Annotated in this window: 11 protein-coding genes; 7 read left to right on the top strand and 4 right to left on the bottom strand. The window is 73.2% G+C overall.

What is annotated here, in order from left to right; translation table 11 throughout:
• Positions 1 to 74: 74 nt before the first annotated feature.
• Positions 75 to 1,742 carry a fumarate hydratase gene (locus ACGFZP_RS05510; RefSeq protein ID WP_392928883.1) on the top strand — a complete coding sequence of 556 codons (1,668 nt, stop codon included), beginning with the start codon at positions 75 to 77 and terminating at the stop codon, positions 1,740 to 1,742.
• An 80-nt stretch (positions 1,743 to 1,822) separates the two neighbouring features.
• Here the strand turns inward: ACGFZP_RS05510 and ACGFZP_RS05505 are convergent, their stop codons facing one another.
• Positions 1,823 to 2,581 carry a GntR family transcriptional regulator gene (locus tag ACGFZP_RS05505; RefSeq protein ID WP_392928881.1) on the bottom strand — a complete coding sequence of 253 codons (759 nt, stop codon included), beginning with the start codon at positions 2,579 to 2,581 and terminating at the stop codon, positions 1,823 to 1,825.
• A 194-nt stretch (positions 2,582 to 2,775) separates the two neighbouring features.
• On the opposite strand from ACGFZP_RS05505, the gene ACGFZP_RS05500 reads away from it, so the two are divergent.
• Positions 2,776 to 3,006, top strand: coding sequence for a hypothetical protein (locus ACGFZP_RS05500; protein ID WP_392928878.1), 231 nt, complete (start codon positions 2,776 to 2,778; stop codon positions 3,004 to 3,006).
• A gap of 163 nt (positions 3,007 to 3,169) precedes the next feature.
• The gene (locus ACGFZP_RS05495; protein WP_392928876.1) at positions 3,170 to 3,304 is read left to right on the top strand and encodes a hypothetical protein; all 135 of its coding nucleotides are present in this window, start codon (positions 3,170 to 3,172) and stop codon (positions 3,302 to 3,304) included.
• Positions 3,305 to 3,368: 64 nt separating this feature from the next.
• Here ACGFZP_RS05495 and ACGFZP_RS05490 read toward each other — a convergent pair whose 3' ends face one another.
• Positions 3,369 to 3,650: a hypothetical protein gene (locus tag ACGFZP_RS05490; protein WP_392928874.1), complete on the bottom strand. Its 282-nt coding sequence runs from the start codon at positions 3,648 to 3,650 to the stop codon at positions 3,369 to 3,371.
• A gap of 214 nt (positions 3,651 to 3,864) precedes the next feature.
• Between ACGFZP_RS05490 and ACGFZP_RS05485 the strand changes: the two genes are divergently transcribed.
• The 3 genes from ACGFZP_RS05485 (at position 3,865) to ACGFZP_RS05475 (ending at position 10,077) form a co-directional block, all read left to right on the top strand.
• Positions 3,865 to 6,843, top strand: coding sequence for a BTAD domain-containing putative transcriptional regulator (locus ACGFZP_RS05485; RefSeq protein WP_392928872.1), 2,979 nt, complete (start codon positions 3,865 to 3,867; stop codon positions 6,841 to 6,843).
• Positions 6,844 to 7,444: 601 nt separating this feature from the next.
• Positions 7,445 to 8,209 carry a class I SAM-dependent methyltransferase gene (locus tag ACGFZP_RS05480; RefSeq protein WP_392928870.1) on the top strand — a complete coding sequence of 255 codons (765 nt, stop codon included), beginning with the start codon at positions 7,445 to 7,447 and terminating at the stop codon, positions 8,207 to 8,209.
• Positions 8,210 to 8,265: 56 nt separating this feature from the next.
• Entirely contained in the window at positions 8,266 to 10,077 is a 1,812-nt protein-coding gene (locus tag ACGFZP_RS05475; protein ID WP_392928868.1) for a SpoIIE family protein phosphatase, read from the top strand.
• Positions 10,078 to 10,151: 74 nt separating this feature from the next.
• Here ACGFZP_RS05475 and ACGFZP_RS05470 read toward each other — a convergent pair whose 3' ends face one another.
• On the bottom strand, positions 10,152 to 12,344 hold the full coding sequence (locus ACGFZP_RS05470; protein WP_392928866.1) for an MMPL family transporter: 2,193 nt from the start codon (positions 12,342 to 12,344) through the stop codon (positions 10,152 to 10,154).
• Positions 12,345 to 12,500: 156 nt separating this feature from the next.
• Between ACGFZP_RS05470 and ACGFZP_RS05465 the strand changes: the two genes are divergently transcribed.
• Entirely contained in the window at positions 12,501 to 13,115 is a 615-nt protein-coding gene (locus ACGFZP_RS05465) for a TetR/AcrR family transcriptional regulator (RefSeq protein ID WP_392928864.1), read from the top strand.
• 91 nt (positions 13,116 to 13,206) lie between these two features.
• Here the strand turns inward: ACGFZP_RS05465 and ACGFZP_RS05460 are convergent, their stop codons facing one another.
• Entirely contained in the window at positions 13,207 to 14,184 is a 978-nt protein-coding gene (locus ACGFZP_RS05460) for a LysR substrate-binding domain-containing protein (RefSeq protein WP_392928862.1), read from the bottom strand.
• Positions 14,185 to 14,202 lie beyond the last annotated feature (18 nt).

Genomic DNA, 14,202 nt, shown 5'->3' with positions numbered 1-14,202 from the left:
ACGCATCCCCGGGTCCTACCCTTGAGGGTGCTTCGCCGACGCAGCCGGAACACGGAACACTAAGGACCGCCCCCATGGCTCCCACGCCAGACTTCGAGTACAGCGACCTGCTCCCCCTGGGCGCTGACCCGACCCCGTACCGCAAGCTGACCTCCGAGGGTGTCTCCACCTTCGAGGCCGGCGGTCGCACCTTCCTCCAGGTCGAGCCCGAGGCCCTGCGGCTGCTCACCGCCGAGGCGATGCACGACATCTCGCACTACCTCCGGCCCGCCCACCTCGCCCAGCTGCGCCGTATCCTGGACGACCCGCAGGCCAGCCCGAACGACCGCTTCGTCGCGCTGGACCTGCTGAAGAACGTCAACATCTCGGCCGGCGGCATCCTCCCGATGTGCCAGGACACCGGTACGGCGATCGTCATGGGCAAGCGCGGCCAGAACGTGCTGACCCAGGGCGGCGACGAGGCCGCCATCGCGCGCGGCGTCTACGACGCGTACACCCGGCTGAACCTGCGCTACTCGCAGATGGCGCCGGTCACCATGTGGGACGAGAAGAACACCGGCAGCAACCTGCCCGCGCAGATCGAGCTGTACGCGACCGACGGCGACGCCTACAAGTTCCTGTTCATGGCCAAGGGCGGCGGCTCGGCCAACAAGTCGTACCTGTACCAGGAGACCAAGGCGATCCTGAACGAGGCGAGCATGCTCTCGTTCCTGGAGCAGAAGATCCGCTCGCTCGGCACCGCCGCCTGCCCGCCGTACCACCTGGCCATCGTGATCGGCGGCACCAGCGCGGAGTTCGCGCTGAAGACCGCCAAGTACGCCTCGGCGCACTACCTGGACCAGCTGCCGACCGAGGGCAACGCGAAGACCGGCCACGGGTTCCGGGACCTGGAGCTGGAGGCCAAGGTCACCGAGCTGACCCAGCAGATCGGCATCGGCGCGCAGTTCGGCGGCAAGTACTTCTGCCACGACGTGCGGGTGATCCGGCTGCCGCGCCACGGCGCCTCGCTGCCGGTCGCGATGGCCGTCTCCTGCTCCGCCGACCGCCAGGCGCTGGGCAAGATCACCGCCGAGGGCGTCTTCCTGGAGCAGCTGGAGACCGACCCGGCCGGGTACCTGCCGGACACCACGGACGAGCACCTGGACGACGACGTGGTGCGCGTCGACCTCAACCAGCCGATGTCGGCGATCCGCGCCGAGCTGTCCAAGTACCCGGTCAAGACCCGGCTCTCGCTCACCGGCACGCTGGTCGTCGCGCGCGACATCGCCCACGCCAAGATCAAGGAGCGGCTGGACGCGGGCGAGGGCATGCCCAAGTACCTCCAGGACCACCCGGTCTACTACGCCGGCCCGGCGAAGACCCCCGAGGGCTTCGCGTCCGGCTCCTTCGGCCCCACCACGGCCGGACGGATGGACTCCTACGTCGACCAGTTCCAGGCGGCCGGCGGCTCGATGGTGATGCTCGCCAAGGGCAACCGCAGCAAGCAGGTCACCGACGCCTGCGCCGAGCACGGCGGCTTCTACCTCGGCTCGATCGGCGGCCCGGCCGCCCGTCTCGCCCAGGACTGCATCAAGAAGGTCGAGGTCCTGGAGTACGCCGAGCTGGGCATGGAGGCCGTCTGGCGCATCGAGGTCGAGGACTTCCCCGCGTTCATCGTGGTGGACGACAAGGGCAACGACTTCTTCCGCGAGACCACCGAGGGCCCGCTCATCACCAGTCTGCGGGTCCGCTCGAAGGAGTAGGCGCCCCGCCGCCCGGCCTGTCCCGCCCGCCCCGGTCGCGCGCCCGCGACCGGGGCGGGCGGCGGTCCGGGGGCGGTGCCTCAGGCGTCGAAGTCGTACTCCAGGACGTACGAGGCCGCGTCGAGGGTCATCTCGTTGAGCTCGACGACCTGGCCCTCGTCGGCGAAGGCCGTCCGGCAGATCACGATGACCGGCGTGCCCGCCGAGAGTTCGAGCCGGGCGCCCTCCTCGGCCGCTGGCATCCGGGAGCGGACCTCCTCGCGGAAGTGGACCGGCTTCGCGCCGATCTCCGCCAGCCGCGCGTACGTGCCGCCCGGGCCGGTGTCCTCGCGGGTGATCGCGGTGCCCGCGACCAGGCCGGCGGGCAGGTAGGACGTCGACAGCAGCACCGGCTTGCCGTCGAGCACGAAGCGGCGGTGGCGCACGCACATCGGCGCCCCCGGATCCACCCCCAGCACCCGCGCCACGTGCTCGGGCGCGCCCTGCTCGGTGACCGACACCTGGTCCACCACCAGCGTGCGGTTGTCGATGTCCGCGGACCATATCGAGCGGCCCGAGCCCCACTGCCCCTGGGCGAGCCGCTGGATCCCGCGCCGCCGCAGCGGGCGGAAGTCCCGGACGAAGACCCCCGCGCCCTTGCGCGCCTCGGCGATGCCCTCGCTCTGCAGCACGCCGAGCGCCTGGCGGGCCGTCATCCGGGCCACGCCGAACTCGTCCATGAGGTCGTTCTCGCCCGGCAGGCGGTCGCCGGCGCGGTACTCGCCGGAGTCGATGGCCGCCCTGAGCGTGTCGGCGATCCGTTGGTACTTGGGTTGCTTCCCGCCGCTGCTGCCGGTCATCGCCCCGTCCTCTCCCTTGCCAGAAATCGTAGGCGCGCCTCCGGCCGCTGGTAAGCCGGTAGGACCGTTGACATCTCTAGAGATATTAGCTTCTCTAGAGATGCTGGGTAGTCGCCGAGCAGAACACAAGCAACGACAGCGACCAGGGCCGGTGAATCCATCGCCGCGCCCGCACCGGAGCAAGGAGCAGTGCGGTGAGCCCCCTGAAGCGCGACGCAGCGGCCTACCGGCCGCGTGTGGGTGAACTCGTCCTGGACAGCAGGACCGGACGCACCGGCATCTACATGGACACCATCGGCGGGGAGCGCTACCTGCGGCCGCCCGACGGCGGCTGCGAGTGGACCGCCCGGCCCGAACACCTCGGCCCGGCACCGGCACCCGCCGAGCAGGACCCCGACCCGGCGGCCGCGACCCGGGCCGCCTGACCTCGGGCCGCCGCCCCGGGCCGCCCGGCCGGGTAGCGATATCCGGCCACCGACCCGGCGGGCCGGGCACCCGCCCACGACTCCGAACCAGCTTTCGAGTCCGGCGCGAGTCACCACCGCCACCCTGCGCACGATTCATCCGTCGAGTGGGCACGCCTTCGCGGTGAACGATCTCACCCACCGGGAACAAAACCCGCAGAATATGGATGAATACGAAATTCCGCTGCTGATCACCGAACGCGACGGGCTCGCGGAGACTCGCGTTCGAAGTGGCGGCGGTAGCGGCGTGAGCGATTAACCCGCGCCACGACGACCGGTGCCCCGTGCCCACGATTCGTGGGCACGGGGCACCGGAAATGTCGTCACGGACGGCTGGCGATGATGCCCTGGGGCTCATACGGCCCGTCGTCCCCCGCGCCGCCCGCGGCGGCGGGCTCGACGACCCGGTCGGACTCGCCGCCGAAGACGTCGTCCTCGATGTCCGCCTTCTGCTCGGCGGTCGGCTCGGTGTACCCGGTCTGCCCCGAGGCAGCGGCCACGGCGCCCCCGACAGCCTCGCCCGCTGCCGCCACCGCATCCTGCGCCGAGTTCTCGGACACGGTCTGAGACGACGACACGGGCGCCTCGCTCTCGTTGTTGGCCATGGAACAGCCGCCTTTCAGTCATCGGATCGCTCTGGCCCGACCGGCTTGGCGCGGGCGCGCGGACAGTATCGTAGGGTTGATTAAATGTCCGATAAACATCGTGCGGCTTACCATGCCGTCAGGCAGAGTCGGCCCTCCGCCTAAGCTGAAGGCACAACGGCGGACCGCCGAGCGCCCTACGCGAAATCGACACCACAGGCCATCGGGGGATTACATGGAGTTTCGGGACTCGCCGCCCCCTCCTGCGCTGCGCTTCCAGGTGCTCGGTCCCGTTCAAGCCTGGCTCGACGGCAGGCAGCTGTCCCTCGGTTCACCGCAGCAGCAAGCCGTCCTGACCGCGCTGCTGCTGCACTCCGGCCGACCCGTCACCACGCAGGACCTGGTCGACGGCCTCTGGGGGGACCGTCCGCCCGCCCAGGCGATCGCGGCACTGAGGACCTACGTCTCCCGGCTGCGCACCGTCATCGAACCCAAGCGGACCATCCGCACTCCGGCCGAGCTGCTGGTGTCGGTCAGCGACGGCTACGCGTTGCGCATCCCGGCGGACGCCGTCGACGTGACGGTCTTCGAGGCCCGGTCCGCGGAGGCCGGCGCCGCCCGCGCCGCCGGGGACCCGCACGAGGCGCACCGGCTCCTGGTCGACGCGCTCGGGCTGTGGAGCGGTCGAGCCCTGACCGGCGTCCCCGGGCCGTACGCGGAGACCCAGCGCCTGCGGCTGGCGGAGCGCCACGTCACGGTCTCCGAGGAGCGGTGCGCCGCCGCCCTCGACATCGGCCTGCACGCGGAGATGGTCGGCGAACTGAGCTCACTGGCCGCCGAACATCCGCTCCGGGAGCGGCTGCGCGAGCTCCTGATGCTCTCCCTCTACCGCTGCGGCCGACAGGCCGAGGCCCTCGGCGTCTACACCGACACCCGGAAGCTGCTGATCGACGAACTCGGTGTCGAACCGGGTACCGGGCTCTCCGCCATGCACTCCCGCATCCTGGCAGCCGACCCGGCACTGGCGCTCACCTCCGTCGTGTCGATCGACGGGCCGCCGCGGGACGACACCCCGGCCGCCCTGACGCCTCCGGCCCAACTCCCCGCCGACGTATCCGACTTCAGCGGCCGCACCGTGCTGGTGAGCGATCTCTCGGCCGTCCTGATGAACGCCACCGGGCAGGCCGTGGTGGTCACCTCGCTCGCCGGGATCGGCGGCGTCGGGAAGACCACCCTGGCGGTGCACGTGGCCCACCGGGTGCGTTCGGAGTTCCCGGACGGACAGCTCTACGTCGATCTGCGGGGCGCGGGCGCCTCACCCGCCGACCCGGCCGTCGTGCTCGGCGACTTCCTGCACGCCCTCGGCGCCGCCGAGATCCCCGACTCGCTCGAACAGCGTGCCGCGCTCTACCGCTCGCTGCTGGCCCGCCGGCGGATGCTCATCCTGCTGGACAACGCCCAGGACGCCCAGCAGATCCAGCCGCTCATCCCTGGCGTGTCCGGCTGCGCCGTCCTCGCCACCAGCCGCTCCCGGCTCGCCGGGATCCCCGGCGCCCACCTGGTCGACGTGGAGGAGCTGACCCCCGAGGAGGCGCTCGCGCTCTTCTCGGCGATCGTCGGCGAGCAGCGCGTCGCCGACGAACGCGAGGCGGCCATGGCCGTCGTCGCCGCCTGCGGCTTCCTGCCGCTCGCCGTTCGCATCGCCGCCGCCCGGCTGGCCAGTCGGCCGCGGTGGAGCGTCTCGGACCTCGCCCGGCGCTTAGCCGACCAACGGCGACGTCTGGACGAACTCCAGCTGGGCAACCTGGCAGTGGAGACCACCATCGGCCTCGGCTACGGGCAGCTCTCCCCCGCCGAGGCCCGCGCCTTTCGGCTGCTCTCCCTGATCGACGCCCCGGACCTCCCGCTCTCCTGCGTCACCGCGCTGCTCGGCGTGGACGAGGACACCGCCGAACAGCTCGCCGAGGCGCTGGTCGAGGCGAACATGCTGGAGTGCTTCACCCCGGGGCGCTACCGGTACCACGACCTGCTGCGGCTCTACGCACAGCGCCAGAACGAGCGGATCGGCGACCTCGGCGAGCAGCAGGCCGCGGTGCGCCGACTGCTCGACCTGCTGCTGCCCACCGTCCGCAACGCGGCGCAGACCATCGAACCGGACGACCAGCTGCCGGAGCCGCTCAACGGCCTGAGCTCCCAGGGCCTGGAGCTGCCGACGAACCGGTCGGCCCGGGAGTGGCTCCGTGCCGAGGTCGCTCTCCTGCTGAGCTCGGTCGAGGCCGCCGTCCACGGTCCGAGCGGGCTGCTCCGGCCCGCGGTCGACCTGCTGATCGTCCTGGACAGCCTGGTGGAGGACCCGACGCACGGCCCGCGCGTGCGCCGGATCCTGGAGACCGCGGACCAGAACGCCCAGTCCGCCGAGGACCGGGCGGCGCTGGCCCGGGTGCACTTCGCCCTCGGGACCCTGCAGTCGATCACCAACGACTTCCAGAGCGCCGAGCACTCGCTGCTGAAGAGCCTGAGTCTGCAGGACGCCGAGGACGTGACCATCCTGCGCTCGGCCACCGCCAACACCCTGGGCATCATCCTCAGCGTGGCGAACCGCTCCGCCGAGGCGCTTCCGTTCTTCGGGCAGGCCCTCGCCATCAGCCGGGTGGTCGGTGCGCCCATCGGCGAGGCGCGGCTGCTCGGGAACATCGCCCGGGCGCAGTTGGACACCGGCGACGTCCAAGCGGCCGTCAACTCCGCGACCGACGCGGTCAGCAGCGCCCGGGCGTCGAAGAACGGGCCGTGCCTGGCCGACACCCTGTACCAGCTCGGCGTCGTCCTCTCCTCCGCCGATGCCCCCGGCACCGCGGTCGCCCATCTGCGCGAGGCGCACCAGCTCTACCAGTCCCAGCAGAACCGGCTCCGCGAGGGCTACGCGCTGGCGCGGCTCTCGGTGAGCCTGTTGGCCGGGCACCAGCACCCCGATGCCGCCGAGGCCGCCGAGGAGTCCCTCGCCATCGGGCAGGAGATGGACTCCGCCTACTGCCAGGGCCTCGCCAACGCCGCACTGGGAGAGGCGCTGCTCGGCCTCGCACAGCCGGCCCGCGGGCTGGCGTGTCTGCGGGAGGCCCACGCGATCTTCACCCGGCTCGGTGTGCCAGAGGCCTCCCCCGTGGCGGACCTCATCTCCCGGCAGCACACCGAGCCCGTCCCTCCCCCCGCGCCGTGAGCCTCCGTCCCCCGACGGGAGGCTCCCCCCTTGAGCGTTCGGTGCTCCCGCAGCCCCCCGGCTGCGGGAGCACCCTCAACGCTTCCCCGGCGCTGGACTCCACTGTGCACCGGGACGATTGACGTTCAATAAACGTCGGGTTGTCGGCCCGGAGGTGCGGAAAACCGCAGGTCGGACGGGCTTCCCCGGCGCACCGCACGGCGTGCGCGCCCGGTCCGCACCACCCTTGCCGCACCCCGTGCTTCCGCAATCCGGGCCGTCGCACGCCAACCGGCGCGAGTTGGCCGGAAACGGACCCCATGGCGCAGTGATCACGCTTATTCTCGGATTCCAGTACACACCCGAGTGCAGCACCGGGGTGTCCAACCGGGCAGGTCGACCGACTTGTCCGGGGAAGCATCCTGAAACGGCAGCGCGGCGGCGCTCCGACAGTGCAGAGTGTCTCTGTGCAGAGTGTCAGAGTGCAGTCAGTGTGACGCGGGGAGCGTGACGTACCGCCACCGGCAGCGGGCCGGCGGGGCAGCACGGGCGCCGGGAGGGCGGGGCGGCCCAAGCCCCGTACAGCCGACCGGAGGCCAGGGTGGAAAGGTGCCTCTCAATCGTGACGACCGGACAGATATCCGACCCGTCCCCCGTCGGCGAGGACGCGGGGGACGGCCAGGACGACGTACTGCGCCGTAGGGCCGAGCGCGCCCTGCAGGCGGTCGCCTTCGACACCATCGGCGCGGACTACGGCGAGGCCTTCCCCGCCAAGAGCGGGCAGCTCGCCTGCGGGCGGCGGCTGCTGGCCGAGCTCGAACCGGGCGCCGACGTCCTGGACGTCGGCTGCGGCACCGGCGACCCGACCGTCCGGCAGCTGACCGCCGGCGGGCTGCGGGTCACCGGTATAGACCTTTCGGACGTCATGCTCTCCCTGGCACGACAGGCGGACCACCCGGGCGCGCACGCCCCCGCCTTCCACCGCATCGACATGTACGACCTGGCCACCGAGCGCGCCGACCACGCCTGGAACGTCGCCCCCCTCGGGCCGCGCGGCCGCGGCACGTTCGCCGCCGTCACCGCCTTCTTCTCCCTGATCCTGCTCCCCCAGGCGGAGATCCCCACCGTCCTCACCCGGATCCGCGAGCTGCTGCGCCCCGGCGGGCTGCTGGCCCTCGGCATGGTCGAGGCGGACCTGGACCACGTCCCGCTGCCGTTCCTCGGCCGGGAGCTGCGGATCAGCGGCTATCTGCGGGAGGATCTCGAACGGGTACTGGTGGAGTCCGGGTTCGCCGTCGAGGAGCAGTCGGGGCACCCCTACGCACCGGCCAGTACCTCGCTGCCGCCGGAGGAACAACTGTTCCTGTGCTGTCGACGCGTCGGCTGAACCCGGCCCACCAAGGAAAAGCCAGCACCCCACACCACTCCCCAGGACAGGCAGCCGTGCGCGACCAGCTCAAACCACAGGCCGGGCAGCCGCCTGCCGTCCCGAGTCAGCGCCGTCCACCGCCGCAGGACGACGACCGGGTAGCCGAACGGCTCGCCTACCTCGACTCCGCGACCCGGCGGATCAACAGCGCGCTCGACCTCGCCGCGACCCTGCGCAACATCGGCCGGGTGCTCGTCCCCACCCTGGCCGACGCCGCCGTCGTCCACCTGCGCGACCCGCTGCCCAACGTCGAGCGCGAGCCCGGGTTCCCCGACGAGCTGCGCATCCACCACAGCCACGGCACCCGGCTCGGCCGCCGCGGCCGGCCCAGCACGGGGGACGACCACCGCAGCTCCCGCTACGGCACCCGGTACGGCTCGCGCTCCTCCGCCGACACCGGGCCCGCCACACCCGTCACCCGCGGCGGCGCGCTGGCGCACGCCCTGCTCAGCCGCCGCCCGGTCGAACCCGTCGTCCTCGGCACCCCCGGCGACGAACGGACCGCCACCCTGCTGCGCGAGCTGTACGGCGCCCGCGGGCTGGCCCGGCTCGGTACCGGCGCCTCCGTACTGGTCCTCCCGCTGCGCGGCCGCAAGGCCGTCCTCGGCCTGCTGGTCCTGATCCGCCGTCCGCCGGAGAAGACCGGCCGTCCCGGCTTCGACGCCACCGACACCGCCACCGCCACCCACCTCGCCACCCAGGCCGGCCTCGCCGTCGACACCGCCCTGCGGTACGCCCGCGAGTGGGAGATAGCGAACGAGCTCCAGCGCAGCATGCTGCCGCTGCGCCTCCCCCAGCCGCACGGCGTCCGGCTCGCCCAGCGGTACCTGCCCGGCGAGCGCGGCGCCCAGGTCGGCGGCGACTGGTACGACGCCGTCCCGCTGCCCGGCAACCGGATCGCGCTGATCGTCGGCGACGTGATGGGCCACTCGCTCACCTCGGCCGCCATCATGGGCCAGCTCCGCACCAGCGCGCAGACCCTGGCCGCGCTCGACCTGCCACCGCACGAGGTGCTGTACCACCTCGACGAGCAGGCCCAGCGGCTCGGCCGCGAACAGCACCTGGCCACCTGCGTGTTCGCGGTCTACGACCCGATCGCCAACCGCGTCGTGCTCGCCAACGCCGGACACGTCCCGCCGGTGCTCGTCCGGCCGGACGGGACGGCGGAGCTGCTGGAGCTGGAGTCCGGGGCGCCGATCGGCGTCGGCGGGGTCGACTTCACCTCCGTCGAGCTGCCCGCGCCGCCCGGCTCGGCCCTGCTGCTCTTCACCGACGGCCTGGTGGAGACCCGCAGCCGCCCGCTCAGCGACGGCCTGGAACTGCTGCGCGCCCGGCTGGCCAACGCCCACCGGCACTCCCCCGAGCACCTCTGCCAGGACGCGCTGCGGATCCTGCCGCCCGGCGACCGGGGCGACGACATCGCGCTGCTCGCCGCCTGCTTCGACGGGATCCCGGCGGGCGACGTCGCGCACTGGTACCTCCAGCCGCGCAACGAGACCCCGGGGCGGGCCCGCCGGCTGGCCGCGCACACCCTGCGCCGCTGGGGGCTCGAAGAGCTCAGCGAGGCCACCGAGCTGATGGTCAGCGAGCTGGTGACCAACGCCGTCCAGCACGCCACCCGGCCGGTCACCCTGAGCCTGGTGCGCACCACCCGGCTGCGCTGCGAGGTGGGGGACGACAGCCCGCTGCTCCCCCGGCCGCAGCGCACCGGACCGGAGGACGAGCGGGGCCGCGGGCTGCAGATAGTGGCCAGGTGCGCGGAGCGCTGGGGCTCCACCCGGCTGGGGTCGGGCAAGGTCGTCTGGTTCGAGCAGCGCCTGCCGTAGCCCCTGCCCTAGGGCTGTACGCGCAGGTGCCCGGCGGTCCGTGCGGACCGCCGGGCACCTGCGCGTCGGACGGCTCAGACCCGCTCCGCCACCTTGGCCTCACCCGGGGCGGTCTCGGCCGCCAGCCGGGCCATCAGCTGCTCGCCCTCCATGTCGACCCTCGGCACGACCTTGTCCAGGCTCTTCGGGAACCACCAGGCCGCCCGGCCGAACAGCGCCATCGCCGCCGGCACCAGGGCCATCCGCACCACGAAGGCGTCCACCAGCACGCCCACCGCGAGGGCGAAGCCGATCGGCTGGACGATCGGGTCGTGGCCGAAGACGAAGCTGTCGAAGACCGCCACCATGATCAGCGCCGCCGCCGTGACCACCCGGGCGCCGCCCTGGACCCCGGCGACCACCGCGTCCCGGGGGGCCGCTCCGTGCACGTGCTGCTCCTTCATCCCGGAGACCAGGAACAGCTCGTAGTCCATCGCCAGCCCGAAAAGCACCCCGATCAGCAGGATCGGCACGAAGCTCACCACCGGGCCGACCTTCGGCACGTCGATCAGGCCGTCCAGCCAGCCCCACTGGTAGACCGCGACCACCGCGCCCAGCGAGGCCGTGACACTGAGCAGGAATCCGGCCACCGCCTTGAGCGGCACCAGGACCGAGCGGAAGGCCAGCGCCAGCAGCACCATCGCGATGCCGGCGATCACCAGCAGGAAGGGCGGCAGGGCCTGCCCGAGCTTGGCGGAGACGTCGATGTTGGCGGCCGTGGTGCCGGTGACGTCGATCCGCGCGCCGGTCTCGGCCATCAGTGCGTCGCGCTGGCCGCGGATGTCGGAGACCAGGGCCCTGGTGTCGGCGTGATCGGGGCCGGTGTCCGGGATGACGGTCAGCAGCGCCGTCCGGCCGGACTCGTCGACGGTCGGGGGAAGCAGGGTCCGGACCCCCTCCAGCGTGCCCAGCCGCTCGGCCACGCCCTGCACCGCCTGCTCGGGCCGCGGTGCGCCGGCGGCGTCCACGACGACCACCAGCGGGGCGTTGAAGCCCGGGCCGAAGCTCTCGCCGACCAGGTCGTAGGCCTTGCGGGCGTCGGTGCCGACCGCCTGTGAACCGCCGCCCGGCAGGCCGAGGTCGAGGCTGGCGGCGGGCACCGCGAGGGTGGCCAGCGCGCCCAGGCCGGCGAGCAGCACGGGCAGCGGGCGGCGCACCACGAACCGGGCCCAGCGCTCGCCCAGCGGGGTGCCCCGGGGTACCTTCGGCGCCCGGCGGCGCACCGGCAGCCGGTCGATGGACCGCCCGGCGAAGCCGAGCAGCGCGGGCAGCAGGGTGATCGCGACGAGCACCGCCACCACCACCGCGCCGGAGGCGGCCAGGCCCATCACGGTCAGGAACGGCACGCCGGCGACGGCCAGCCCGGCGAGCGCGACCACCACCGTCAGACCGGCGAAGACCACCGCGCTGCCGGCCGTCGCGTTGGCCCGGGCCGCGGCCTCGTCCGGCTCCAGGCCCTCGGCGAGGTGGCGGCGGTGCCGGGAGACGATGAACAGGGCGTAGTCGATGCCGACCGCCAGACCGACCATCAGCGCCAGCACCGGCGCGGTGGTGATGATCTCGAACGAGCCGGAGAGGGCCAGCAGCGCGGCCATCGCCACGCCCACCCCGACGAAGGCGGTGAGCAGCGGCAGCCCGGCCGCGACCAGCGAGCCCAGGGTGAGCACCAGGACCACGCCGGCCACCGCGAGGCCGACCGCCTCGCCGCCCTCGACCTGGGCCATCCGGTTGTAGGCGTCGCCCCCGAACGCCACCGTCAGCCCGGCGGCGCGGGCCGGTTCGGCGGCGGCCCGCACCGCTTCGCGTTGCTCCTCGGTGATGTCGCCGAGCTTGCGGTCGAAGGAGACCAGCCCGATCGCGGCCTTGCCGTCCGGCGAGAGCGCGCCGGTGGCGTACGGGTCGGGCGCGGCCGCGACGCCGGGGGCGGTGGCGATCCGGGCGACCGACTCCTCGACGGCCCGGCGGGCCTCGGGTGCGGCGATCCCCCCGGGCGATCCGGCGGCGAAGACGACCTGGCCGGAGCCGTGGCCCTGCGCGGGGAAGGTGTCCTTGATGCGGTCCAGCGTGGTCTGCGCCTCGGTGCCGGGCACCTTGAACTCGTCACTGGTCTTGCCCGCGAACGCCCCGGCGGCGCCGCCGACGGCGATCAGCACGGCGATCCAGACGGCGAGCACGGCGCGCCGTCGGCGGTGGCAGTAACGGCCTAGGCGGTACAGGTACGTGGCCATGAGTGAGCCTTCGGTCAGGTCGGTCGGGCAGGCGAGTGCCTGAGCGGGTCGCGACCCACCGTACGCATAAGTTGTTCAGGTGACAAAGTCGACCGACACGAGCAGGCGACAGATTCATCCGACCTGGTTGTGTGATCGGAGCGCTACCCTGGCCCAATGGCTCATGTCCCCGCCTCCGAAAGACGCCCGCAACTGATCCGGGCCGCGATCGACCTGATGACCCGCGAGGGCGTCGCCGCCGGCAGCACCCGGGCCATCGCGGCCGAGCTGGGGGTGGCGCAGGCGACGGTGCACTACACCTTCGGCACCAAGAAGGACCTCTACCGGGCGGTGGTGGAGCAGCTGATGGCCGACTTCATCGGCCAGGTGCGTGCCGCCTCCCCGGGCGACGGCCCCTTCGGGGAGCAGGTGCGGACCCTGGTGCACGCGTTGTGGACCAGCACCGTCGCCGAGCCGGGGCGGTGCATCCTGCTGTCCGAGGTCGAGACGCTGGCCCTGCGCGACCCGGAGCTGCGGGAGGTGATCCGCGGCCTCCAGGACGAGACCGAGCAGATCGCGGCGGGCATGCTCAGCGCGCTCGCCGACGCGCACGGCCAGGCGCTGGCGGTGCCCGCGCGCGATGTCGCCGTGCAGTTCCTGGCGGGCTTCGACGGTCTGTGCGGCCGCTACCTGGTGCTCGGCCCGGCCGACGCCGAGGCCGACGCGGAGGCGCTGCGCGCCCTGGACCTGCTGGTCGCCACGACGGTCGGGCTCTGCCTCTCGGCCCCCTGAGCCGCCGCGGCCGCCTGAGCGCCGCGAGTCGCTTCGGCCGCCGTCGACGCCTTGGCCGCCTTGATCGCCGTCGACGCCCCGGCCGCCCGGGTCACCGGACGATCCGGACCGGCAGCTCCGCCAGCACCTCCCGCAGCGAGGCGGCGAAGCGGTCGTACTCCGCGCTGCGCGCCGAGCCCGGCCGGGTGGCCAGGCCGATCCGGCGGCCGGGGGCGGGCGCGGCGAAGCGGACGGCGGCCAGCCGGTCGGTGCGGCCCGCCTCGACGTCCAGGGCGGTGGCGGGCAGCAGGGTGACCCCGAGGCCGCCGGCCACCAGCTGGACCAGGGTGGAGAGCCCGGCCGCCCGGGTGGTGGAGCCGTGGGGGAGCCCCCGGCCGGACGCCGAGGACACGTCCACCCCGACCTCCCGGCAGATGTCGAGCGCCTGGTCGCGCAGGCAGTGGCCCTCCTCCAGCAGCAGCACGTCCAGGTCGAGCAGCACGTCCCGCGGGACGTCGATCCGCCCGGCCAGCGCGTGCCCGGGCGGGGTGACCAGGACGAAGTCCTCGTCGAACAGCGGGATGTCCCGGGTCGCCGAGGGCCCGCCGGCCGGCAGGGCGAGCAGCAGCACGTCCAGCCGCCCGGCGGCCAGCCCCTCCAGCAGCGAGGGCGTGCGCTCCTCGTGGACGTGCAGCTCCAGGTCGGGGTAGCGGTCGCGGACCAGCCGCAGCACGTTCGGCAGCAGGTACGGCGCGACGGTCGGGATGACGCCCAGGTGCAGCGGGCCGGTGAACGGCCGGCGGGCGGCCTCGACCTCCTCGGTGAGCGCCTGGAGCGAGCCGAGCACCCGGCGCGCGTGCTCGACCACGCGCTCCCCCAGTGGGGTGACAATCACCTTGCGCGTCGTACGCTCGACCAGCTGCGCGCCCAGCGACTCCTCCAGCGCCGCGACCGCGCCCGAGAGTGCGGGCTGGCTCGTCCCGGTGGCGGCGGCGGCCTCCCGGAAGTGCCGGTGCTCGGCCACCGCGACGAAGGCCCTGAGCTGGGCGACGGTCGGCGTACGGGGGCCGCGGGCTGTGGGACTCGCCACACCGGCTTCGGGTTTGCG

Source organism: Kitasatospora sp. NPDC048239 (assembly GCF_043202015.1).
Lineage (GTDB): Bacteria > Actinomycetota > Actinomycetes > Streptomycetales > Streptomycetaceae > Kitasatospora.
This window is presented reverse-complemented; position numbering and strand designations above follow the sequence as displayed.